Source organism: Candidatus Saccharibacteria bacterium oral taxon 488 (assembly GCA_005697215.1).
In the GTDB taxonomy this organism is placed as follows: Bacteria; Patescibacteriota; Saccharimonadia; order Saccharimonadales; family Saccharimonadaceae; genus Nanosynbacter.
The window spans coordinates 417342-436565 of the sequence record CP040003.1 but is presented as its reverse complement, the minus strand read 5'-3'; the positions used below and the strand labels follow the sequence as shown (position 1 = coordinate 436565).

Sequence of the window (19224 nt, the reverse complement as noted above, 5' to 3'; positions counted from 1 at the left end):
TTTTGCTGTATTCAGTAGCGATAGGCTAGTTATATAGATTGACGATAATACAATAAGTATGTATAATCATAAAATGTGTGGGCATTATCATAGGTAGACTATTTTATTAAAAATATAGGAGAAGATATGTCAGAACGCGGTCGTCCATTGATGTCGGCAGGAAATCGGGATATAGAAACTGCTTGGAAATACGCCCTGCGGTATGCTGGTGAAGGAGGGCATATCGCGACACTCCCGGAGATCATTGAAGCAAGAGAGGCGGCTCATAAGTCTTTCTATGGAAATCATCACGGTAAAATGGGGAGGGATGAAGTGCCGCTCATGAGGGCATGGAATCAGGCTTACACTAGTGCAAGTGGTGAATATGTCGGAACGGGTGCTGATCATCGCCAAAAAATCATCGTGGCTCATGGTGTTGGTCCGCTGTCTACGTTAGATGGAATCACGGAGGCCTATGACCATGATCTTCAAGAAAACCCAGGAGGGGTAATTAGTACGGAGCAGTTTCGTAGTCTAGAAAATGGTGACTACGGGGAGGTGAAGGTTATTGATGTCGATGCTTTTGTTCCCTCGGCTGGGCAGGTATATAAGGATGATGTCAATATTCCAGAAGTAACCGTGCTTGATAAAGTAGACTATGAGAATTTTGTAAGGAAGAGATGCCTCGCTGCGAATGGTGAGAGGCTACTCGACCTACATCAGGCTATGCGTGATCCGCTGACAAGGATGCGTTTGGGCTCGCAGGCATGTAGATATCTATGTACGCAGGCAAACCTAGCAGAAGACGTATTGAGACGAGCCGGGAGACTGATATATGGAGATCCTGTGCACATTATTGAACCTGTCTTCGAGACCAGGGGGCATGATTTAAGCGAACCAATGCCTTGTCGCCTATCATATACAGAACATGTGGAACAAATCGCTACTTTAGGCAGGAATGCCGCGGCACATATACTTGGTATTAAAGATTTTCAAGCACTGTATGCTAGGCGAAACGAGATGCTGGTTAGTCCATATTTTGCCGATCCAGGATCCTTTAGTAACTTTGTGGCTGTGCCAAAAGAAGCAGACATAGAAGCCGGTATCGGCAAACTACCTACAGCAGAAGAAATACTATCTGAAGACCCAGAACGGTTCATGCGGTCGACTGATGGAGAGAAGGTGTCGGTGATTACACCTGTGCGGCTGGGTGACATTGGAGGAAAGACGTTCACACGTTACCCAAAAGATTCTCTAAAAGAACCATGTATGGACTCTAGTAACATGGAGTATCTGGTGAAATCATGTACTCCAGTTGGAGAATGTAAAACTTTTATGGTAGATGAGGAATTCTTTCTGCGTTATACACTTGATCAGGTGCGTAGGATAAAACCTCGTGGTGCAAATGCATACAGAATCGTTGATATTGGTAATAGGCATGAGCATAAGCCCGGCTACACATTGGTAACAGTCCAGTTCTTCAAGGCTGATATCGACACGTCACGTCGTGTACCTCGTGCTGAGGAGATAAGTACTGACTTTGATAAACTGATGGATGCACATGGCGTGCGATATCAGAATAATAGCGATGTTGATACGATACAACGCGGCATGTAGCAGGCGCATTCCTCGTGTAAGAGATCTAAAGAGGGCCGCCACTTGAAGTATCGACTGAACCTGTGTTATAATGACCCTCAGAGTTTCCTCTTTTCGGAGCAAGCGGTGGTTTGAATGTGTACAGACCGAATGCTCGGCAGAAAAGGTATAGACACGGGGCGGAGTTGCTGAATCCAAGCCGTAGGCGCTAAGAGAAGCTGGTTTTTGCGTGTCAATGCCGCCGCCAGCCCACTCTGTGCCACCAGGCGAAATCGCCATCATTAGTAAATCAACCAAGGAGAAATTGGATGCCAACTATCAACCAATTGGTGCGTAAACCGCGTCAAACGGCTAAGAAAAAGTCCAAGTCGCCAGCGCTGGGTCGCATTCACAACGCCCTGAAAACGCGTTACTACGACCAGAATGCACCGCTCAAGCGTGGTGTTTGTGTGCGTGTTACGACTAAGACGCCAAAGAAACCAAACTCAGCGCTGCGTAAAGTTGCCCGCGTGAAACTAAACAACGGCTACGAAGTCTGGGCTTACATCGGCGGTGAAGGTCACAACTTGCAGGAGCACGCTGTGGTCTTGATCCGCGGTGGTCGTGTGCCTGACCTTCCGGGTGTGCGTTACCACATCGTCCGCGGTGCGTTGGACCTCCAGGGTGTCAACAACCGCAAGCGGGGCCGTTCGAAGTACGGTACTAAGAAAGGGGATAAGTAATCATGCCTCGTAAAGTTACCAAGAAATTACAACGCCAATTGCAACCTGACCGCCGCTACCAAAGCGTGTTGGTGCAGCGCTTGATCAACAAGTCAATGCTGGACGGTAAGAAATTGGCGGCTGAGCGGGCTGTTTACACCGCCCTGGAAACTGCTGCGAAGAAATTGGATTCAGAAGATCCGTTGGCAGTGTTTGAAAAAGCATTGAAAAACGTTAGCCCAAACTTTGAAGTGAAGAGTCGCCGCGTCGGTGGTGCGAACTACCAGATTCCGTTCCCAGTTCAGGGACACCGGCAGCTACACTACGCGTTTAGCTGGCTGGTGCAATCAGCTCGGGCTCGCAGCGGTATGCCATACTCACAGCGTTTGGCATTGGAAATCGTTGACGCCTACAACGAAGCTGGTGCTGCCTTCAAGAAGAAAGAAGACACCCACAAGATGGCCGAAGCCAACCGCGCCTTTGCGCACTTTGCTCGCGGCTAATTGTCGGGAAAATGTACACTCAAAAATCGCTCTGAAAAACGGGCGATTTTTGTTATAATGGAGAAAACGAGGAGGGGTAAATGGCAAGTTTTTCATTTGATATTGTGTCAGAAATTGACAAAGCCGAGCTGAATAATGTTTTCATGCAGGCGGAAAAAGAAATCCAAGGGCGGTACGATTTTAAGGGAACGAATGCTGGGATTGACTGGCTGGATGATAAAAAAGGATTCAAGCTCACCGGTGATAACGACTGGCAGGTTGATGCGGTGCTGGATATCGTGCGCAAGAAACTGGCGGCTCGGGGTCAGTCGAGCAAAGTCCTCGATCTCACCAAAGAAAAGGTTACCTCAAATCTCAAAACCACGTGGGAAATTCCCTTCAAGCAAGGCCTTGACCAGCCGACCGCCAAGCACATCGCTGCCGACATTCGTACTAACGCGCCAAAAGCCAAGCCACAAATCCAAGGTGACCTCGTTCGCGTCACTTCCGCCTCGAAAGATGAGTTGCAAAAAGTCATTAGCCTGGTGCGTGAGAATGATTATGACACGCCGCTGCAGTGCGTGAATTATCGGTAAGAGCGGATCGTCGTTTTACGGTTATGGTTGCGTCAGTTGGCTTTTACGCCGTATGATTAAGAGATGATGACTGAATCTAGCCCATCTGCCGCCCCGCTGCCTGAGAACCTTGCGTTACTTGATAAGGCTGTTTTCAATCAGCAAGTCGCCACTGTCCTCCGCCTGGCTCGAGAGCGAACGTCCGACATTCGAAAGCTCAGTCCTCATCAGTATCCAGAAGCCACTGTGCAGATTAACCAAGAACTATTTGCTGGGTTTATAGGCCAGCTGATGACGGTAAGCGGATGGGTGCAACAATACACCAAAAACGGAAAAGAGTACGTATATATTGAAGATCATGAACTCCAGTGTGCCGGTTGCCTGATTGTCGCGAATAAATCTGATCCAGAAATTGCACTTGGTGGTCTTGGCGTAACACCAGGGGATACCACGACTCAATATATTGTTCCGCTAGATGTCCTTATTCAATTTCCGCAGCTGATGGATATTGAACAGGCCAAGGCTATTTTACAGCTGTACATGCTTGAAGTCCTTGATTATTTGAATAATATACGACCAGTTGATCCAAACAATAATTGTATCGACTCAGCTCGGATGATCAGGGAGCTAGCAGATGTTCCGATTGATGAAATTCCTTTTGGGCGATTGTCAAATAGAGACCTCAATCGAGTGATTAAGGCGATAAACATTCATTGCAAGGTGCTGGCTTCACTTGATTCATATATGCCGTATGACGTTACGTATATGGGCCCCGCTTTTCGCAACGAGGGGTGGGTTGGATTAGAGGCGAAAGGTGCGATGTATGTGCAGTCTGTCTCCCTAGAGGCTGTCACGGATCCCGAAGGCTACAATTCTTTGGTGATGATGGTGCGTGCAACGCTCCTTGGTCGGTCTGACGCTCAAAACAGAGATTATCTGCTCGTCGCCAAGGGAATACAATGGATCCAATCAGGTCGTAGTCAAATTCCGCGGTAAGATGAGGCTCATTCACAAAACGCCAATCGTCTGCTATAATACAGCTCAAGCGTAGTTTTTTGGTGCGTCAAAATAGCTCCGGAGAATCTCGAACAATAACCACTTTTAACAAAGGAAAGACAAATGGCAGCAAACGTTCCATTACAAAACTTTAGAAATATTGGTATCATTGCCCATATTGATGCCGGTAAAACGACGACAACTGAGGGCATCTTGTACCGCACTGGTTTGACGCATAAAATTGGCGTGGTCAAGGGTGACGGCGATGGCGCCACCACCGACTGGATGGCGCAGGAAAAGGAGCGCGGTATTACCATCACCTCGGCGGCGGTGACCTGTTTCTGGAAAGACCACAAGATTAATATCATTGACACGCCAGGGCACATCGACTTTACCGCTGAGGTGGAGCGTTCACTGCGCGTGCTCGACGGTGCGGTGACGGTGTTTGATGGCAAGATGGGCGTTGAGGCACAGTCCGAGACGGTGTGGCGCCAGGCTAACAAATACGGCGTGCCGCGCATTTGTTTCGTTAACAAGATTAACCAGACCGGCGGCGACTTTTGGAAATCGCTGGAGTCAATTCACAACCGCCTGAGCAAGCAGGCCTTTCCAATTCACTTGCCAATTGGTTTTGAAAAGACGATTAACGGTGTGGTTGACCTAGTCGACATGAAGGCATACACCTACGATGACTACACTGATCATGAGCTAAAGGTCGGCGAGATCCCAGCTGATATGTTGGAGAAGGCAAAGAATGCCCGCGCCCTGCTAGTGGAGAATGCCGTTGAAGCTGACGATGAATTGATGATGAAGTTCCTCGATCAGGGCGAGGAAGCGATTACTATCGAAGAACTGAAGATGGCGCTGCGCAAGCGCGTGCTGGCTGGCGACTTTTACCTAGTGACTGGCGGTGACGGCCGCGGCGTCATCGTCGAGAAGCTGCTTGACTTGATGGTTGACTTCTTACCAAGCCCATTGGACGTTGACGAAATTTGGGGCAAGAATCCAAAGACTGGCGACGAAGTGAGCCGCAAACCAGACGACAAAGAACCGATGAGTGCCTTGGCCTTCAAGATTGCGACTGACCCATTTGTTGGTAAATTGATCTTCATCCGCGTCTATTCTGGCGTGTTGAACTCAGGCAGCTACGTCCTGAACACCACCACTGGCGATAAGGAGCGTATCGGCCGTATCGTGCGCATGCATGCTGACAAGCGCGAAGATATCGATAAGATTTCTGCCGGCGACATTGCCGCGGTGGTTGGCTTAAAGAATACTGGTACTGGTAACACTTTGACTGACCCAGCACATCCGATTGCCCTGGAAAGTATCGAGTTCCCAGAGCCACCAGTATCCATCGCCGTTGAGCCAAAATCAAAGGCTGACCAGGAAAAGATGGCGCTGGCCTTGCAGCGTTTGGCTGAGGAAGACCCAACCTTCCGTATTCACACTGATGAAGAGACTGGACAGACTATCATGTCTGGAATGGGTGAGTTGCACCTGGATATTTTGATCGACCGCATGAAGCGCGAGTTCAAGGTTGAAGCTAACATCGGTGAGCCGCAAGTGGCCTTCCGCGAGTCAATCAAGGGTCACGCCGAGGTTCAGGGCAAGCACGCCAAGCAGTCTGGTGGTCGCGGTCAGTACGGTGACGTTTGGGTACGCTTTGAGCCAAACGAAGCTGGCAAAGGCTTTGAATTTATCGACGAGATCAAGGGCGGCGTGGTGCCTCAGGAATATCGCCCGGCTGTGATGAAGGGTATCAAGGAGACTTTGGAGGGCGGTGTTATCGCTGGCTATCCAGTGGTTGACGTCAAGGCGACGCTGTACGATGGTTCATACCACGATGTCGACTCCTCAGAACTAGCCTTTTCATTGGCGGGTAGCTTGGCAGCTCGTGAAGGTATCAAGCAAGCCACACCAATTCTGCTTGAGCCAGTCATGAAAGTCGAAGTCACCACCCCAGAAGAGTTCATGGGCGACATCATCGGCGACCTGAATTCACGCCGCGGCCGCATTGACGCTATGGAAGATTTGATGGGCGGCGCTAAACTAGTCAAGGCCTTTGTGCCGCTGGCAAATATGTTTGGCTACACCTCGGACATCCGCTCGATGTCACAGGGTCGCGCCGCCAGCACCATGGAGCTCGCGCAGTACGAGGAAGTTCCACTAAACGTGGCGCAGGAGATTATCGAAAAGCGCAACGCCTAGCGTGTAGCAATAAACCGATACTAAAATACCGCTCCTTATCGGGGCGGTATTTGTTATGTCAATAGCATAGACCAACATCCTACTACTGTTGACGTCACAGACCAACGTGTGTTAAAATCACAGGGTAATTTCTATTACGCGTAATATCAACTGTTCTCCTTGATGAATGAGCAGGTCTGGTTATGATTGAAGCGCTTGTCATGAACGCCTCACTCAGAACCCAGAAACCGCACGTCATCAGGAGTATTTAAGTGGGAGTGAGGAAAAGTGAAAACACTTCTCGGTACCAAACTTGGTATGACCCAGCTCTTGGCTGAAGACGGCAAAGCCATTCCGGTGACGCTGATCCAAGCCGGCCCTGTCACCGTGACTCAGGTGAAGACTGTCGAGACCGACGGTTACAATGCGGTGCAGGTCGCTTATGGAGAGGGTAAGAACCTGAGCAAGGCCGTGGCTGGACACGTCAAGCCAGCCCAAGTGACCCCGAAGCACATTCGGGAATTCCGCGTCGACGAGATCCCTGAAGGTCTCAAAGTTGGCGATGAAATCAACGTTTCCGCGTTCGAAGTCGGCGATTCTGTCGATGCGACCGGAACCAGCAAAGGTAAAGGTTTCGCTGGAACCATTAAACGCCACAACTTTAAGCGTCACCGCAAGACGCACGGTGGTAAAGGTAATACTCGTAAGCCAGGTTCAATTGGCTCGATGTATCCACAAAAAGTGTTCAAGGGTAAGACAATGGCTGGCCACATGGGTCACGAGCGTGTTACGGTCAAGAACCTGGAAGTGGCATATGTTGATCCAGAGACCAATCTGATCGGGGTGAAGGGCGCTGTCCCTGGGCCACGAAAAGGGCTGATCATTTTAGGAGGTAACAAGTAATGGCTGAATCAACCAAACTTCCTAAAGACATTTTTGCTGTTGAAGTGCCAAATCACGAACTGTTGAAATTGGCATATGACAGCTATCTGGCAAATGCCCGCCTGGCAAGCGCCACAACCAAGCAGCGTGGTGAAGTTTCCGGTGGTGGTAAAAAGCCATGGAAACAAAAGGGAACTGGTCGAGCACGTTTTGGCTCAAGCCGTAACCCAATCTGGCGCGGTGGTGGTGTGGTCTTTGGCCCACGCGGCAATGAAAACTACACCAAAAAATTGTCTAAAACCGCCAAGAAAGTGGCAATTCGCCAAGCCTTGACGGTAGCCAATGAAGCGAAGAAGATCGTCGTCAAGGACATCAAGACGACTGGCAAGACCAAAGAGGTCGCAACCTTCTTGGCTGACAACAAGTTTGAGCGCCGCGTACTGATCGTCGTCGACGAAAAGACGCCAGAATTGATGCGTGCCACAAACAACATTCAGAACGTATTAGTGATTCGCGCGAGCTACCTCAGCGTCTACCACATTCTGAATGCGGATACTATTGTCATGACCCCGAAAGCTCTGCCAGTAATCACTGAGTGGCTGGGTAAGGAGGAAGCGTAATATGAAACAGATGACAATTATCCCACGCATTAGCGAGAAAGCATACGCCGTGAGCGCCAATGGCGTGTACGTGTTCCGCGTTCCGCTCAACCTGAATAAAAACGAGATCAAAGCAGCAGTTGAAGCGCAATTTGACGTTACCGTCCTAAAGGTAAAAACCTTGGTCCAAGACGGTAAAGCTGTGCGTTTCTCACGAGGCAAGAACCGCTATCCTGGCACGACTACGCGCAAGGATTGGAAGAAGGCTTACGTGACGCTGAAAGATGGCGATAAGCTCGATGTGTTTGACGCAGTAGAGCAGCAGATGGAGGAGACCAAGTAATGCCAGTGAAAGCTTACAATCCAACCACTCCTGCTCGTCGCGGCATGACGAGCCAGGACTTGTCGGATATCACGACGAAGAAACCGCTCAAAAGTCTGACCAAAGCCAAAAAGCAAAATGCCGGCCGCAACAACCAAGGCCGCATCACCGTGCGTCATCGCGGCGGTGGCGTTCGTCGTCACTACCGTTTGGTGAACCACAATTTGCCGGCTGGTTTGACGCTGACGGTTGAAGAAATTGAGTACGATCCAAACCGCTCAGCACGCATCGCTCGGGTGAAAGATCAGTACAATTTGTACCACTACGTATTGGCCGACACCTCGATGGTCAAGGGCAAGACGATTCAGACTGGCGAGACAGCGCCAATCGAGGCTTCAAACCGCCTGCCATTGTCTACTATCCCTGTTGGTACGATGATTTATGCTATTGAACTGACTGCCGGCAAAGGTGCGCAAATGGTTCGTGCCGCTGGCGCCAAAGCTCAGTTGATGGCCAAAGAGGGCAATTACGCAACCATCAAATTGCCATCTGGCGAAGTTCGCAAAGTTCGCCTGGAAGCTACCGCTGCCATCGGTACAGTTGGTAACGTCCAGCACCAGAACGTCAAAATCGGTTCAGCCGGTCGCCGCCGCCGCAAGGGTATTCGCCCAACGGTTCGCGGTGTCGTCATGAACGCCGCAGATCACCCGCATGGTGGTGGTGACGGTGGTCGCCATGGTACTGGTAAAGCACCACGTACGCCATGGGGTCAATTGACGCTGGGTTATCGAACTCGCCGCCGCAAAGGCTCAAATAAATTAATCGTACGCACGCGTCACGACGCGAAGAGGAAGAGGTAAATCACGATGAGTCGTTCATTAAAGAAAGGTCCATTCGTCGATGTGAAGCTTGCGAAAAAAGTCGCTGCTCTCAGCCTTGACGATCGAACCGTTATCAAAACGTGGGCGCGCGCTTCGACTATCACCCCAGAGATGGTTGGTCGAACGATTGCTGTCTACAACGGTAAGATGCACGTGCCAGTGCTGATTACCGAAAACATGGTTGGCCACAAACTCGGTGAGTTTAGTCCAACTCGCAAGTTCCGTAAGCACGGCGGAAAGGATAAGAAGTAATCATGGCTGATACAACTTATACTGTTCGCGCTTACGCCAAAGGTGTTGACCAAACACCACGCAAGGTTAGCCTGGTGGCTGCGTTGGTACGCGGCCGCACCGTCGCTGACGCATTGGTCATCTTGGAGCACGTGCCAAAACGCGCTGCTATGCCAGTCAAAAAGGCTATCGAAAGTGCCAAGGCAAACGCCATCAACAATCACGGTTTGGACGCTAAAAGCTTGGTGATTACTACGTTGAGCGTTACTACCGGTACGCGCCTACGCCGCTTTAAGCCAGCGTCAAAGGGCCGTGCGTTGCCATTCCAGAAAAAGACCTCAAACATTTTGGTTGAAGTAACTGGTACTGAGAAGCCAAAGAAAGCGCCTGCGAAGAAACCAGAGACCAAGGCAAAGGCAGAGACCAAACCTGCCAAGCCTGCAGCGAAGAAAGCCGCCGAAACCACGGCAAAAAAGGAGGAGAAGTAAATGGGTCAAAAAGTGAATCCAATCAACTTCCGCCTACAAGTTCACAAGAACTGGAGCTCTCGTTGGTTTACGGCCAATAAGAAAGAGTTTGCGGAGGCAATTCGCCAGGATCACGAAATCCGCGAATTGATTGAGAAGAAATTTGCCTCACGCCCAACCATCAATCGCATTGAGATTGAGCGGAGTGCTAACTTGATCACGGTAACCATTCACACGGCGAAAGCTGGTGTGGTGATTGGCCGTGGCGGTGCGGGCGTGAATGAATTGAAAAAGCAAGTTGAGAAAATTGTCGGTCAGGCGGTTCGCATCAACATCGAAGAAGTGCGCCGACCGGAACTAGCAGCCAAATTGGTGGCAGAAAACATTGCTCGCCAGTTGGAGCGCCGCATCAACTTCCGCCGCGCCACTAAAATGACCGCACAAAACACCATGAGTGCTGGTGCCAAAGGTATCCGTATCGAGGTGGCTGGTCGTTTGAACGGTGCTGAAATGGCACGCCGCGAAAAGGTGATTGAAGGCTCAGTGCCACTGCACACTCTTCGTGCTGATATTGACTTCCACTGTGCTCGCGCCCAGACACCAGCTGGTATCATCGGCGTGAAAGTGTGGATTTATAAGGGAGAAAGGAGTCGCTAAATGCTGTTACCAAAGAAAACCAAGCACCGCAAAGTGCGCATCGGTAAAAACCGTGGTCAAGCAACCCGTGGTAATTACATCGCGTTCGGCGACTTTGCACTGCAATCACAATCAAACGAGCGCATCAACTCCCGCCAAATCGAGTCTGCTCGTCAGGCAATGACCCGCTACATCAAGCGTGGTGGTAAGATTTGGATCCGGATTTTCCCACACACCCCAGTTACTCGCAAACCACTTGGTTTGAAGATGGGTGGTGGTAAGGGCAATCCAGAGTTCTTTGTTGCCAAGGTGAAGGCCGGCACGGTGATGTTTGAAATGCAGGGCGTTTCAGAGGAAGTCGCTCGTGAGGCGATGCGCCTAGCGAGCCACAAACTACCAGTCAAATGTAAGTTCATCAAGCGGGAGGACGCATAATGGCTGAAGCAAAGAAAACTGCAAAAGCAGCAGTTGTGAAGACCGTTGATGATTTGAAGAAGGAAGTCGCCGAAAAGCGACATGACCTGCTTCAGGCAAAACGTTCTCACGCTGCTGGCGAATTAGTTAATCCAAAAGCGCTGCGTTCACTCCGTAAGGACATCGCACGCCTGCTGACACAAATTAACGAAAAGGAGAGCAAGTAATGGCCCGACGAACACTGATTGGCGTCGTAACGAGTGCCAAGCGCGACAAGACCATCACTGTGACGGTCACCAGCCGCGAAACGCATCCGCTCTACGGCAAACAGTACACCGTGACTCGCAAGTACACTGCTCATGATGAGACCAATCAAGCAGGCGAAGGCGACAAGGTGCAAATCGAAGAGACTCGCCCGATTTCCAAGACCAAGAGCTTTACGCTGGTCAAGGTGATTGAGAAGTCTCGCGGTTCTATCAAACTAAAGGCTGAAGTTTCTGGTGAAGCTGAGGAAGAGGCTAAGGAGGATGACAAATGATCCAACAAGAATCTCGCCTCAAGGTAGCTGACAACTCGGGTGCTAAAGAAGTACTGTGTATCCGCGTTCTCGGTGGTACCCGCCGCCGCTACGCTCGCGTTGGCGACGTGATCGTCTGTTCAGTCAAAGACGCCAGCCCAACCGGCAACGTCAAGAAGAAATCTGTCGTCAAGGCTGTGGTGGTTCGCACCCGCGACCAAATCCACCGCAAGGACGGCTCAACTATTTGCTTTGATGACAATGCCGTGGTGATTATCAACGATGACAAGCAGCCAAAGGCCACCCGTGTCTTCGGCCCAGTACCACGCGAACTTCGCGACATGGGCTACATGAAGATCGTAAGCCTAGCTCCGGAGGTACTCTAATGGCTCGTATTCACAAAGATGACACCGTAAAAATCATTGCTGGTAAGAACAAGAGCACGACTGGTAAAGTTCTGAAAGTTAACACCAAAGATCAGACTGTTTTGGTCAAAGGTGTTGGCGTCGGGCATCGCCACGTCAAGCCAAGCCAGTACAATCCAAAAGGCGGCAAGAAAGACATCCACGTACCGATGGATATCAGCAAAGTCGCGCTGGTTATTGACGAAAAGTCAGGCAAAACCAGTCGGGTTGGTTTAGTAAAGAACGCTGACGGCGGCAAAACTCGCGTCGCTCGCCAAGCAAAAAATAAGGAGATTAAATAATGGCAGAGAAGAAAATTGTCGTGCCAGCTCCTCGCTTGAAAGCCTTGTACCAGGAGAAATACCTGAAGGAACTGCAAGCCGAATTAGATCTAAAGAACGTGCACCAAGTGCCGGCTTTGGAAAAGATCATCGTGAGCGTTGGCACCGGCAAAAAGAAAGATGACAAGCGTCACTTTGAAATTGTCAAAAACACCGTTGCAAAGATCACCGGTCAGGCACCAGTTGCCCGCCAAGCAAAGAAATCAATTGCTGGCTTTAGCATCCGTAAAGGTATGGGTGCGCCAATTGGCGTAAGCGTCACGCTGCGCGGCAGCAGGATGTACGAGTTCATGGATCGTTTGATCAATGTAGCCCTACCTCGCGTACGCGACTTCCACGGTGTTGGCCTGAAATTTGACAAAGGTGGTAACTACAACCTGGGTATCATCGAACAGTCAATTTTCCCAGAACTGACGTTCGAGGAAACGCAGATTTTACACGGGTTGCAGGTAACATTTGTTATCAAGAACGGCAGTAAGGAAGCATCAAAAGCCTTGCTGGAGAAGTTCGGCATGCCGTTTGAGAAGAAAGGAGGCGTCAGGTAATGGCTAAGAAATCAATGGTCGCTCGCGACAAAAAGCGTCTGAAGATGATCGCAAAATACGCTGCGAAGCGCGCTGAGCTCAAAGAGCTTGGCAACCTCGACGGTTTGCAGAAATTACCTCGCAACTCGAGCCCAACTCGGCACAAGAACCGCGACAGCATTTCCGGCCGTCCACGTGGCTACATGCGCCAGTTCGGCTTGAGCCGCATCAATTTCCGCGAAAAAGCAGCCAAGGGTGAAATCCCAGGCATAACAAAGAGTAGTTGGTAAGAAGGAAAGGAGATTCGACAATGTCTATGCAAACTACAGACCCAATCGCCGACCTTCTGACGCGCATTCGCAATGCGAAACTGGTTGGCAAGACGGAAGTTCGTGTTCCGTCCAGCAAGATGAAAAAAGTCATCGCTGAACAATTAGTCAAAAACGGCTACCTTGCAGATGTTAAACTAGAGGACGCCAAGCCTCGCGGCGTGCTGGTCGTGACCATCAACGAAGAAGGTACCAACAGCACCATCAACGAGATCACCCGTGTCTCAAAACCTGGTCGTCGCGTTTACGTCGGCGCTAGCGAGATTCCAAAGGTGAAAAGCGGCCGCGGTCTGGTACTCATCTCAACCTCCAAAGGCGTCATGACTGGCGCTGAGGCAGCCAAGGCTAAACTTGGTGGTGAGTTGCTACTGAAGGTGTACTAAAACATCGCAATGAACAAAATAAACGTCCTCGTTGTAGGGCGTTTATTTTTATGCTACACTTTTCGTATTGCATAAGGAGATTGAAATATTAAAAAACATATCATCAGCATATCGAGTAGTAGTCAAGGGATTGGTGCGTGATTATTCAGGCAAGCTACTGTTTGTTCAAGAGAGAAGTGACTCATGGGATCTTCCTGGCGGCGGCCTGGAACATGGTGAGGGTGTTATAGAAGCGTTGAAACGAGAGTTTTTGGAAGAATTAGAAGCAGATGTCAAAGTCTCTACAGAAAATCCCTTGATTATTCCAACTTGGAATACAAAGTTCGATGACCCTGTTCTGATTATTGCCTACAAAGTTACTCTACTAACGGCACCTCGTAAAACAGATGAAGTTTCAAACTTTAACTATTTCGATATTCATGAAATCAAACAAGAAAAATTGGATTCTACGCTAGCTAGCAACCTTTCAAAGATATATCCATGCAAATATCACGATACGGCTGAGTGATGATTTCAAACTCCTGAACTCCTATCCGCGCTTCAACATCCTCAATTTGCCGCAGCGCCAACTCTTTATCCTCACTGATGATTTCCGTTTCTACGAAAACACCCGCACCGCTAATCTCATCAATAGCAATCGTCAACCCCGGTTCATCATCGTACTTAAATATCCGTCGAAACTTATTGACCTCAACCAATTTCACCATACCAAGATTTGTTAGCAGCTGCTTAGCGACGGCCGCATTCTCTGGATTGACTGGCAGATTAGTTTCTGGCTTGACGATAACTCCATCCTCAGTGCGCGTACGCTGATTGGTCGGTGGCTTATAGGTTATCTCGGCAAAATCATTACGCTGTCGAACCCGCAAACATTCAACTGTCTGCATGAAATCAACGTCAGACCGAGAATAGTAGCTACCAATCTCAGTAGTTTCATCAACTAAGGAAAATCCCTGAGAACTCAGTTGTGCAATAAACACTTCCAAATTGCCCGCAAACTTACGCTTACGTTCTATTTCATACTGCTCTGCCAGATGGAACCTCCAGCTCAATTATGCAATACCAAAAGTATATAGCAATTTACGAACTATCGCTAATCCGATATATATGTGCTATTATTGAATAAGTTGCGGAGGTACCGTGACTATCTGAGAGAGAAAGGGGGCGATTCGCTTGGCAAAGGCGAAGCCCAACTTCACTCCCCGCGCCAGCAAGAGCGCACAGTCCCGTGCGCAGAGCGCCGCTCGTAAGGCGGCACAGCAGGCTCGCGGCAGCTCCAAGTTCGGCGAGAGCAACCCGCACAACGGTGCGTCTATCAGCCAGAGCGGGAGCAAGAGCAGGGGTCAGGGATAGTTCCTAGGGCCCTAGGAGTTCGTTGTTTTTTACAACGCACTCCCCCGCCCAGACATACAAGTGTCTGGGCGGGTATCTCCTTATTTCCAGAGAACAGCAAAGAGAATGTACTCATCGCTATACAAAATATCAAAAGATAATGGCTTGCTAGCTCACGTCTACGAGCATTTGCTTGCCCAGTATGTTTTGAAATATCTTCAAGACAAAGGATTTTTTATTTCAAGCGATATTACCTTAACGGCAAAAACGTACGGCGACACTTGTTTTATGGATGCTGAATTCCACAACCCAGAGGCGCAAGACGCTTACAATGAAGCACTGCGACTATTCGACAAAAGGGATATTCCGGGAAGCGCTGCCCTGCGGGCGGCTGCCGAGTGCGGAATAGAGATGAATCGCTTAGTGACAGAGTTAGTACAAGATAAATTACTACATAAATTAAGTTCAGTGCAGTCTTCTGCATGGCGTCAGCAAAGTGATATAACGTATCGCAAAGCTGATGATAAAAGCTCTGTAAATACACTCTTTTGTATGCCATACATAAAATATGGCGTAGAGTCCAAAAATCTTTTTCCTGAATATGTTTTAGAATATTCGGTTGATGAAAAATATATCCAATCGCCAGTTGATCAAGCGCTGGCGGCGGTTGTCATACAGGCTGTGGCGCTTAACTTTTTAGTGATGATTCGTGAAAAACATACAGTATACGATCGCGGCGATCAATGGTCGGAAGCGTCAAAGTCGGTTGGTTATCGAATGTTCCTTGGGCTAATCAAGAAAGACGATAATATAGTCGACCAGTTAAAGCGCGAATTCATGGAATATATGCAATTTTTATCAGCGTCGTCGTTTTGCGATAATTTGCAGGCAGCGCTGGTTAGGTGCTCGCATAACTACGAGCAAGTATTGTTGGGTAGAGATACGCTGAATTCAATCCTCGGCGGCTGCGTTATTGGTGGCGAAGGATGGCTAAAGATGGCAGACAATAAGCTAATCGGGCAGATACTTAAGGCGATCGAGATAGACGTTTACGATATTTAAGAATATATTTTGCTATACTGTAATCATATGCGTAGCTTCCTCCATATGACAAAAACGTCAAACCAAGCAGAAATAACCGTCAAAGATGTCTTCATTGTTGATATTCTACCCTTCTCGTTATCTATTGTCGTTATAGTGCCGCTACTGTACGGAATAGGTTGGCTTATTGGCAGTGCTGACCCCAGGCAAGGAGTTCCTAGTTATTATATTCAGGTACTATTTATGGAAAACCCTCTCGTTGAGTTAATCATGGTCGCCGCTGCCTGCTTTATTGCTGTCGGACAAAAGCCACAGGCACGCTTCTGGTCGACAATGGCGGTGGCTACATTCATTGCTCCAGTTGATGCATCAAACTTTCTTTGGCATATTGATGTCAGCGGCTATTTAAGTATCTTCGCTGGTATTCTTTTAATGATCTCTGGTTGGCGGCTATGGGATTATTACGAAGTGCGTAAAATCTACACCATGACAGAACCGTATTTAACCAAGGCTGCGCTAGCAACATATATTGCTCTCGGCATTTTGGCGATTGTTCTACTCATTCCGTACGGTAACTAAGCAGGACGATCAAAAACCTTGCATTTCACCTCTAATCTATGCTAAAATACCTAGGTTAATATCAAATCACACGAAAGGTGAGTAATGAGTCTGAGTCGAATCGGAAAACTGCCGGTGGTTATTCCGGCCGGTGTGACAATCACGGTTGACTCTGGTGATGTGGTCGTAAAGGGCCCGAAAGGTGAATTGACGCAATTCATCACGCCAGCAGTTGAGGTGAAAGTCGAAGACGGACAAGTCACGGTTCATCCGAAGGATGAGTCCAAAACTGCTCGCGCCCAGCACGGTCTGATGCGCGCGCTGATCAACAACATGGTAATCGGCGTCACCAAGGGCTACGAGAAGCGTCTCGAGGTCAATGGTGTCGGTTTCCGCGTGAGCTCCAGCAATAATGAGCTGGAAATGGCGCTCGGGTTTTCACACCCAGTCAAATATAAAGCCCCAGAGGGTATCACCGTTACCAATGAAAAGATGACCATCATCGTTAGCGGTATCAATAAACAGCAAGTCGGTCAAGTCGCTGCGGAAATCCGCGCGCTGAAGAAGCCTGAACCATACAAGGGCAAGGGTATCAAGTACGCTGACGAGCAGATTTTGCGCAAAGCAGGAAAGACAGGTAAGTAATCATGACTGAGAACAAGAAATTACTCAACCGCGCTCTTCGCAAAAACCGCGTTCGCGCGAAAGTTTCAGGTACTGCAGAGCGCCCACGCCTGACGGTCACCATCAGCAACATGCACGTCAGTGTTCAGCTGATCGACGACGTCGCCGGCAAGACATTGGCTGCCGCAACCACCGTTGGCACCAAAGCAAAAGGTACGATGAGCGAAAAATGCGCTACCATCGGTACGGAAATTGCTAAGAAAGCAAAGAAAAGTAAAATTAGCGCAGTCGTCTTTGACCGTAACGGCCGCCAGTACGCTGGTCGCTTGAAGGCATTGGCTGATGCTGCGCGCCAAGAAGGATTGGAGTTCTAGTATGGCAGAACAAGCTGCAAATACTACCCCACGCGCAGAAGGCCGCCGGCCTCGCAGTCCGCGTGGCGGTCGCCGCGATGACCGGCGAAATGTGCGTGATGACGCACCAAAAGAGTTTGAAGAATTGGTAATCAACATTGACCGCGTGAGCCGCGTGGTAAAGGGTGGCCGCCGTTTCCGCTTTAAGGCGTTGGTGGTTGTCGGTAACCGCAAGGATAAGGTTGGTGTTGGTGTAGCCAAAGGTGCCGACGTGCAAGCTGCTGTCGCCAAGGCAACCTCAGTTGCCGAGAAGCACTTGATCACCTTGCCGCTGAACGGCGAGACCATTCCACACGACAGCGAAGTTAAGTTCTCAGGTGCCCGAGTGCTAATCAAGCCAGCCGCTCCTGGTACCGGTATTATCGCTGGTGGTGTGGTGCGACAGATCATCGGCGTAACTGGTGTTCGCAACCTGCTGACCAAGTCACTCGGTTCAACCAACAAGGTGAACATCGCCTATGCAACCATTGAAGCATTGAAATCATTGGTTCCGCGCGAAGAATGGCTCAATGCTCAGCCAGTCAAAAAAGTTGCTAAAAAGGAGGCTAAGTAATGAAATACAACGATCTCCAAGTTTCAGCAAACAAGAATAAAAAGCGCGTTGGTCGCGGTATCGCTGCTGGCCAGGGTAAAACCGCTGGTCGTGGTACCAAAGGTCAGAACGCCCGCACTGGTAAAAAGCTTCGCGCCATGTTCCAGGGTGGTCAGCGTCCATTGGCTCAGGCTGTGCCAAAAGTTCGCGGCTTCAAGAGTCTGCGTACACCAGCTCAGGTAGTCTACCTAGATCACTTGAACGCCTTTGACGGCAAAACCGTTGACAATGCAGTGCTGTTTACCGAAGGCTACATTGCCACGCCGTTCCACACGGTCAAGGTGATCGCCCGCGGTGAATTGAAAGCCAGGGTTGACTTGAAAGTACAAGCTGCTTCCGCTTCAGTTGTCAAAGCGATTGAAAAAGCCGGCGGCTCATTTGAGAAAGTCGCAACGCCACTGCGCCAAAGCATGAAAGAAGCCGAAGAAAAATAATCTTCCTTTGGTGACTATAAAATCCCCTTTGTAAGAGAAGGGGATTTTCTTTTGTCTTGGTGAGTCGGATTACTTTTCGCTACATTTCTGCGGTGCAACGAAATAAATCGTTACACGTCTGTCGGCCGTATCATCGCTAGTATCATGGGTGGCGACTATTGGCTCAGAAACAGTAATCTTACGCTCTGGAATTCCATTAGATACCAAATCGTGCTTAATCTTATCGGCACGCTCCAAAGCCAGCTTTGAGTCCTCGCCCGTCTCATTAGGAACCAGTTCAATCGAAAATTGCTTGTCAGTATTAAATTTGTAAAGCATTCCTAGCTTAGCCATTTCAACATTGGAAGTTCCACGTTGGTATTGCGTTGAATCTGGCTTAAAGAGAATGCTACGAAAGTTAAATTTGCCGTTCTCTAACACAAAATAGCCATCCTTTACGTGCGTATAGCCAGATCTTCGAAAATCTGCAGACGTTAGGCATTTTGTGGCCTTCGTAGTTGAGCCTTGCTGATTGTCTTCATCCTCCTCATTGTCATTATTCTTATCAGGCTTGGTCGCTCGCTGACGTGAAGTTGTTGTATCAGCTGAAGAAGTGGAGTTATTCGACACAATAATAATTGTTATGATAATCCCGACTATCGCCAACACGCCGACAATCGCCAGCGTAATCCACAGCCATAGCTTACTTTTCTTTGGTGGATACTGTGGCGGTAATTCTGGGCTTAGCTGCGGCATTGGCGATGGAATTACTGGAGTTTCGGGACGTTGTTGCATATGACAC

General features: G+C 49.2%; 30 protein-coding genes. 28 read left to right on the top strand and 2 right to left on the bottom strand.

What is annotated here, in order from left to right; all coding sequences use genetic code 11:
* Nucleotides 1–126: 126 nt before the first annotated feature.
* The 22 genes from FBF24_02310 (at nucleotide 127) to FBF24_02205 (ending at nucleotide 13957) form a co-directional block, all read left to right on the top strand.
* Nucleotides 127–1596 carry a hypothetical protein gene (locus tag FBF24_02310; protein QCT40716.1) on the top strand — a complete coding sequence of 490 codons (1470 nt, stop codon included), beginning with the start codon at nucleotides 127–129 and terminating at the stop codon, nucleotides 1594–1596.
* 287 nt (nucleotides 1597–1883) lie between these two features.
* Entirely contained in the window at nucleotides 1884–2297 is a 414-nt protein-coding gene (locus FBF24_02305) for a 30S ribosomal protein S12 (GenBank protein ID QCT40715.1), read from the top strand.
* A gap of 2 nt (nucleotides 2298–2299) precedes the next feature.
* Entirely contained in the window at nucleotides 2300–2779 is a 480-nt protein-coding gene (gene rpsG, locus FBF24_02300) for a 30S ribosomal protein S7 (GenBank protein QCT40714.1), read from the top strand.
* Between the two features lie 80 nt (nucleotides 2780–2859).
* On the top strand, nucleotides 2860–3354 hold the full coding sequence (locus tag FBF24_02295) for a YajQ family cyclic di-GMP-binding protein (GenBank protein QCT40713.1): 495 nt from the start codon (nucleotides 2860–2862) through the stop codon (nucleotides 3352–3354).
* A 63-nt stretch (nucleotides 3355–3417) separates the two neighbouring features.
* Nucleotides 3418–4329, top strand: a complete 912-nt coding sequence (locus FBF24_02290; GenBank protein QCT40712.1) for a hypothetical protein — start codon at nucleotides 3418–3420, stop codon at nucleotides 4327–4329.
* A gap of 123 nt (nucleotides 4330–4452) precedes the next feature.
* The gene (gene fusA, locus FBF24_02285) at nucleotides 4453–6540 is read left to right on the top strand and encodes an elongation factor G (protein QCT40711.1); all 2088 of its coding nucleotides are present in this window, start codon (nucleotides 4453–4455) and stop codon (nucleotides 6538–6540) included.
* A 267-nt stretch (nucleotides 6541–6807) separates the two neighbouring features.
* Nucleotides 6808–7422: a 50S ribosomal protein L3 gene (locus FBF24_02280; protein QCT40710.1), complete on the top strand. Its 615-nt coding sequence runs from the start codon at nucleotides 6808–6810 to the stop codon at nucleotides 7420–7422.
* A complete protein-coding gene (gene rplD, locus FBF24_02275; GenBank protein ID QCT40709.1) occupies nucleotides 7422–8021 on the top strand; it encodes a 50S ribosomal protein L4 in 600 nt (199 codons plus the stop codon). Before FBF24_02280 ends, rplD begins: the two co-directional genes overlap by 1 nt.
* 1 nt (nucleotide 8022) lies before the next feature.
* Complete coding sequence (locus FBF24_02270; GenBank protein QCT40708.1) at nucleotides 8023–8343, top strand: 50S ribosomal protein L23; 321 nt, start codon at nucleotides 8023–8025, stop codon at nucleotides 8341–8343.
* A complete protein-coding gene (rplB, locus tag FBF24_02265; protein QCT40707.1) occupies nucleotides 8343–9182 on the top strand; it encodes a 50S ribosomal protein L2 in 840 nt (279 codons plus the stop codon). Before FBF24_02270 ends, rplB begins: the two co-directional genes overlap by 1 nt.
* A gap of 6 nt (nucleotides 9183–9188) precedes the next feature.
* Nucleotides 9189–9455, top strand: a complete 267-nt coding sequence (gene rpsS, locus FBF24_02260) for a 30S ribosomal protein S19 (protein ID QCT40706.1) — start codon at nucleotides 9189–9191, stop codon at nucleotides 9453–9455.
* 2 nt (nucleotides 9456–9457) lie between these two features.
* Nucleotides 9458–9922, top strand: coding sequence for a 50S ribosomal protein L22 (locus FBF24_02255; protein ID QCT40705.1), 465 nt, complete (start codon nucleotides 9458–9460; stop codon nucleotides 9920–9922).
* Complete coding sequence (gene rpsC / locus FBF24_02250) at nucleotides 9923–10558, top strand: 30S ribosomal protein S3 (protein ID QCT40704.1); 636 nt, start codon at nucleotides 9923–9925, stop codon at nucleotides 10556–10558. It begins immediately after the preceding gene.
* Nucleotides 10559–10972 (top strand): 50S ribosomal protein L16, encoded by a 414-nt coding sequence (gene rplP, locus FBF24_02245; protein QCT40703.1) that lies wholly within the window; start codon nucleotides 10559–10561, stop codon nucleotides 10970–10972.
* Complete coding sequence (rpmC, locus tag FBF24_02240; GenBank protein ID QCT40702.1) at nucleotides 10972–11178, top strand: 50S ribosomal protein L29; 207 nt, start codon at nucleotides 10972–10974, stop codon at nucleotides 11176–11178. Before rplP ends, rpmC begins: the two co-directional genes overlap by 1 nt.
* Nucleotides 11178–11489 (top strand): 30S ribosomal protein S17, encoded by a 312-nt coding sequence (rpsQ, locus tag FBF24_02235; GenBank protein QCT40701.1) that lies wholly within the window; start codon nucleotides 11178–11180, stop codon nucleotides 11487–11489. Before rpmC ends, rpsQ begins: the two co-directional genes overlap by 1 nt.
* On the top strand, nucleotides 11486–11854 hold the full coding sequence (gene rplN / locus FBF24_02230; GenBank protein ID QCT40700.1) for a 50S ribosomal protein L14: 369 nt from the start codon (nucleotides 11486–11488) through the stop codon (nucleotides 11852–11854). The genes rpsQ and rplN overlap by 4 nt, the downstream gene beginning before the upstream one ends.
* Entirely contained in the window at nucleotides 11854–12174 is a 321-nt protein-coding gene (rplX, locus tag FBF24_02225; GenBank protein ID QCT40699.1) for a 50S ribosomal protein L24, read from the top strand. The genes rplN and rplX overlap by 1 nt, the downstream gene beginning before the upstream one ends.
* Nucleotides 12174–12758: a 50S ribosomal protein L5 gene (gene rplE, locus FBF24_02220; GenBank protein QCT40698.1), complete on the top strand. Its 585-nt coding sequence runs from the start codon at nucleotides 12174–12176 to the stop codon at nucleotides 12756–12758. Before rplX ends, rplE begins: the two co-directional genes overlap by 1 nt.
* Nucleotides 12758–13027 (top strand): 30S ribosomal protein S14, encoded by a 270-nt coding sequence (gene rpsN, locus FBF24_02215; GenBank protein ID QCT40697.1) that lies wholly within the window; start codon nucleotides 12758–12760, stop codon nucleotides 13025–13027. Before rplE ends, rpsN begins: the two co-directional genes overlap by 1 nt.
* 20 nt (nucleotides 13028–13047) lie before the next feature.
* The gene (gene rpsH / locus FBF24_02210; protein ID QCT40696.1) at nucleotides 13048–13449 is read left to right on the top strand and encodes a 30S ribosomal protein S8; all 402 of its coding nucleotides are present in this window, start codon (nucleotides 13048–13050) and stop codon (nucleotides 13447–13449) included.
* 97 nt (nucleotides 13450–13546) lie between these two features.
* Nucleotides 13547–13957, top strand: a complete 411-nt coding sequence (locus FBF24_02205; GenBank protein ID QCT41169.1) for an NUDIX hydrolase — start codon at nucleotides 13547–13549, stop codon at nucleotides 13955–13957.
* Here the strand turns inward: FBF24_02205 and cyaB are convergent.
* Nucleotides 13905–14501 carry a class IV adenylate cyclase gene (gene cyaB / locus FBF24_02200; protein ID QCT40695.1) on the bottom strand — a complete coding sequence of 199 codons (597 nt, stop codon included), beginning with the start codon at nucleotides 14499–14501 and terminating at the stop codon, nucleotides 13905–13907. The genes FBF24_02205 and cyaB overlap by 53 nt on opposite strands.
* A 445-nt stretch (nucleotides 14502–14946) precedes the next feature.
* Here cyaB and FBF24_02195 point away from each other — a divergent pair, with 445 nt between their 5' ends.
* The 6 genes from FBF24_02195 to rplO all read left to right on the top strand — a co-directional run bounded on the left by FBF24_02195 (nucleotide 14947) and on the right by rplO (nucleotide 18443).
* The gene (locus FBF24_02195; protein ID QCT40694.1) at nucleotides 14947–15843 is read left to right on the top strand and encodes a hypothetical protein; all 897 of its coding nucleotides are present in this window, start codon (nucleotides 14947–14949) and stop codon (nucleotides 15841–15843) included.
* A gap of 45 nt (nucleotides 15844–15888) precedes the next feature.
* Nucleotides 15889–16401, top strand: a complete 513-nt coding sequence (locus FBF24_02190) for a hypothetical protein (protein QCT40693.1) — start codon at nucleotides 15889–15891, stop codon at nucleotides 16399–16401.
* Between the two features lie 90 nt (nucleotides 16402–16491).
* Nucleotides 16492–17025: a 50S ribosomal protein L6 gene (locus FBF24_02185; GenBank protein QCT41168.1), complete on the top strand. Its 534-nt coding sequence runs from the start codon at nucleotides 16492–16494 to the stop codon at nucleotides 17023–17025.
* 2 nt (nucleotides 17026–17027) lie between these two features.
* Nucleotides 17028–17378 (top strand): 50S ribosomal protein L18, encoded by a 351-nt coding sequence (locus FBF24_02180; protein ID QCT40692.1) that lies wholly within the window; start codon nucleotides 17028–17030, stop codon nucleotides 17376–17378.
* Between the two features lies 1 nt (nucleotide 17379).
* Nucleotides 17380–17970, top strand: coding sequence for a 30S ribosomal protein S5 (locus FBF24_02175; protein ID QCT40691.1), 591 nt, complete (start codon nucleotides 17380–17382; stop codon nucleotides 17968–17970).
* On the top strand, nucleotides 17970–18443 hold the full coding sequence (gene rplO / locus FBF24_02170; protein ID QCT40690.1) for a 50S ribosomal protein L15: 474 nt from the start codon (nucleotides 17970–17972) through the stop codon (nucleotides 18441–18443). The genes FBF24_02175 and rplO overlap by 1 nt, the downstream gene beginning before the upstream one ends.
* A 69-nt stretch (nucleotides 18444–18512) precedes the next feature.
* On the opposite strand, the gene FBF24_02165 is transcribed toward rplO, so the two are convergent.
* Nucleotides 18513–19217: a hypothetical protein gene (locus FBF24_02165; GenBank protein ID QCT40689.1), complete on the bottom strand. Its 705-nt coding sequence runs from the start codon at nucleotides 19215–19217 to the stop codon at nucleotides 18513–18515.
* Nucleotides 19218–19224: the final 7 nt, after the last annotated feature.

Bases quoted from the DNA above. Each gene is read 5' to 3' on its own strand.
- FBF24_02175 (QCT40691.1), top strand. From the start codon at position 17,380: ATGGCAGAACAAGCTGCAAATACTACCCCACGCGCAGAAGGCCGCCGG.
- rplP (QCT40703.1), top strand. From the start codon at position 10,559: ATGCTGTTACCAAAGAAAACCAAGCACCGCAAAGTGCGCATCGGTAAA.
- rplO (QCT40690.1), top strand. From the start codon at position 17,970: ATGAAATACAACGATCTCCAAGTTTCAGCAAACAAGAATAAAAAGCGC.
- rpsN (QCT40697.1), top strand. From the start codon at position 12,758: ATGGCTAAGAAATCAATGGTCGCTCGCGACAAAAAGCGTCTGAAGATG.
- FBF24_02255 (QCT40705.1), top strand. From the start codon at position 9,458: ATGGCTGATACAACTTATACTGTTCGCGCTTACGCCAAAGGTGTTGAC.
- rplX (QCT40699.1), top strand. From the start codon at position 11,854: ATGGCTCGTATTCACAAAGATGACACCGTAAAAATCATTGCTGGTAAG.
- rplD (QCT40709.1), top strand. From the start codon at position 7,422: ATGGCTGAATCAACCAAACTTCCTAAAGACATTTTTGCTGTTGAAGTG.
- FBF24_02305 (QCT40715.1), top strand. From the start codon at position 1,884: ATGCCAACTATCAACCAATTGGTGCGTAAACCGCGTCAAACGGCTAAG.
- FBF24_02190 (QCT40693.1), top strand. From the start codon at position 15,889: ATGACAAAAACGTCAAACCAAGCAGAAATAACCGTCAAAGATGTCTTC.
- rpsC (QCT40704.1), top strand. From the start codon at position 9,923: ATGGGTCAAAAAGTGAATCCAATCAACTTCCGCCTACAAGTTCACAAG.
- rpsH (QCT40696.1), top strand. From the start codon at position 13,048: ATGTCTATGCAAACTACAGACCCAATCGCCGACCTTCTGACGCGCATT.
- fusA (QCT40711.1), top strand. From the start codon at position 4,453: ATGGCAGCAAACGTTCCATTACAAAACTTTAGAAATATTGGTATCATT.
- rpsQ (QCT40701.1), top strand. From the start codon at position 11,178: ATGGCCCGACGAACACTGATTGGCGTCGTAACGAGTGCCAAGCGCGAC.
- rpmC (QCT40702.1), top strand. From the start codon at position 10,972: ATGGCTGAAGCAAAGAAAACTGCAAAAGCAGCAGTTGTGAAGACCGTT.
- rpsG (QCT40714.1), top strand. From the start codon at position 2,300: ATGCCTCGTAAAGTTACCAAGAAATTACAACGCCAATTGCAACCTGAC.
- FBF24_02310 (QCT40716.1), top strand. From the start codon at position 127: ATGTCAGAACGCGGTCGTCCATTGATGTCGGCAGGAAATCGGGATATA.
- FBF24_02270 (QCT40708.1), top strand. From the start codon at position 8,023: ATGAAACAGATGACAATTATCCCACGCATTAGCGAGAAAGCATACGCC.
- FBF24_02180 (QCT40692.1), top strand. From the start codon at position 17,028: ATGACTGAGAACAAGAAATTACTCAACCGCGCTCTTCGCAAAAACCGC.
- rplN (QCT40700.1), top strand. From the start codon at position 11,486: ATGATCCAACAAGAATCTCGCCTCAAGGTAGCTGACAACTCGGGTGCT.
- rplB (QCT40707.1), top strand. From the start codon at position 8,343: ATGCCAGTGAAAGCTTACAATCCAACCACTCCTGCTCGTCGCGGCATG.
- FBF24_02165 (QCT40689.1), bottom strand. From the start codon at position 19,217: ATGCAACAACGTCCCGAAACTCCAGTAATTCCATCGCCAATGCCGCAG.
- FBF24_02295 (QCT40713.1), top strand. From the start codon at position 2,860: ATGGCAAGTTTTTCATTTGATATTGTGTCAGAAATTGACAAAGCCGAG.
- rpsS (QCT40706.1), top strand. From the start codon at position 9,189: ATGAGTCGTTCATTAAAGAAAGGTCCATTCGTCGATGTGAAGCTTGCG.
- FBF24_02290 (QCT40712.1), top strand. From the start codon at position 3,418: ATGATGACTGAATCTAGCCCATCTGCCGCCCCGCTGCCTGAGAACCTT.
- rplE (QCT40698.1), top strand. From the start codon at position 12,174: ATGGCAGAGAAGAAAATTGTCGTGCCAGCTCCTCGCTTGAAAGCCTTG.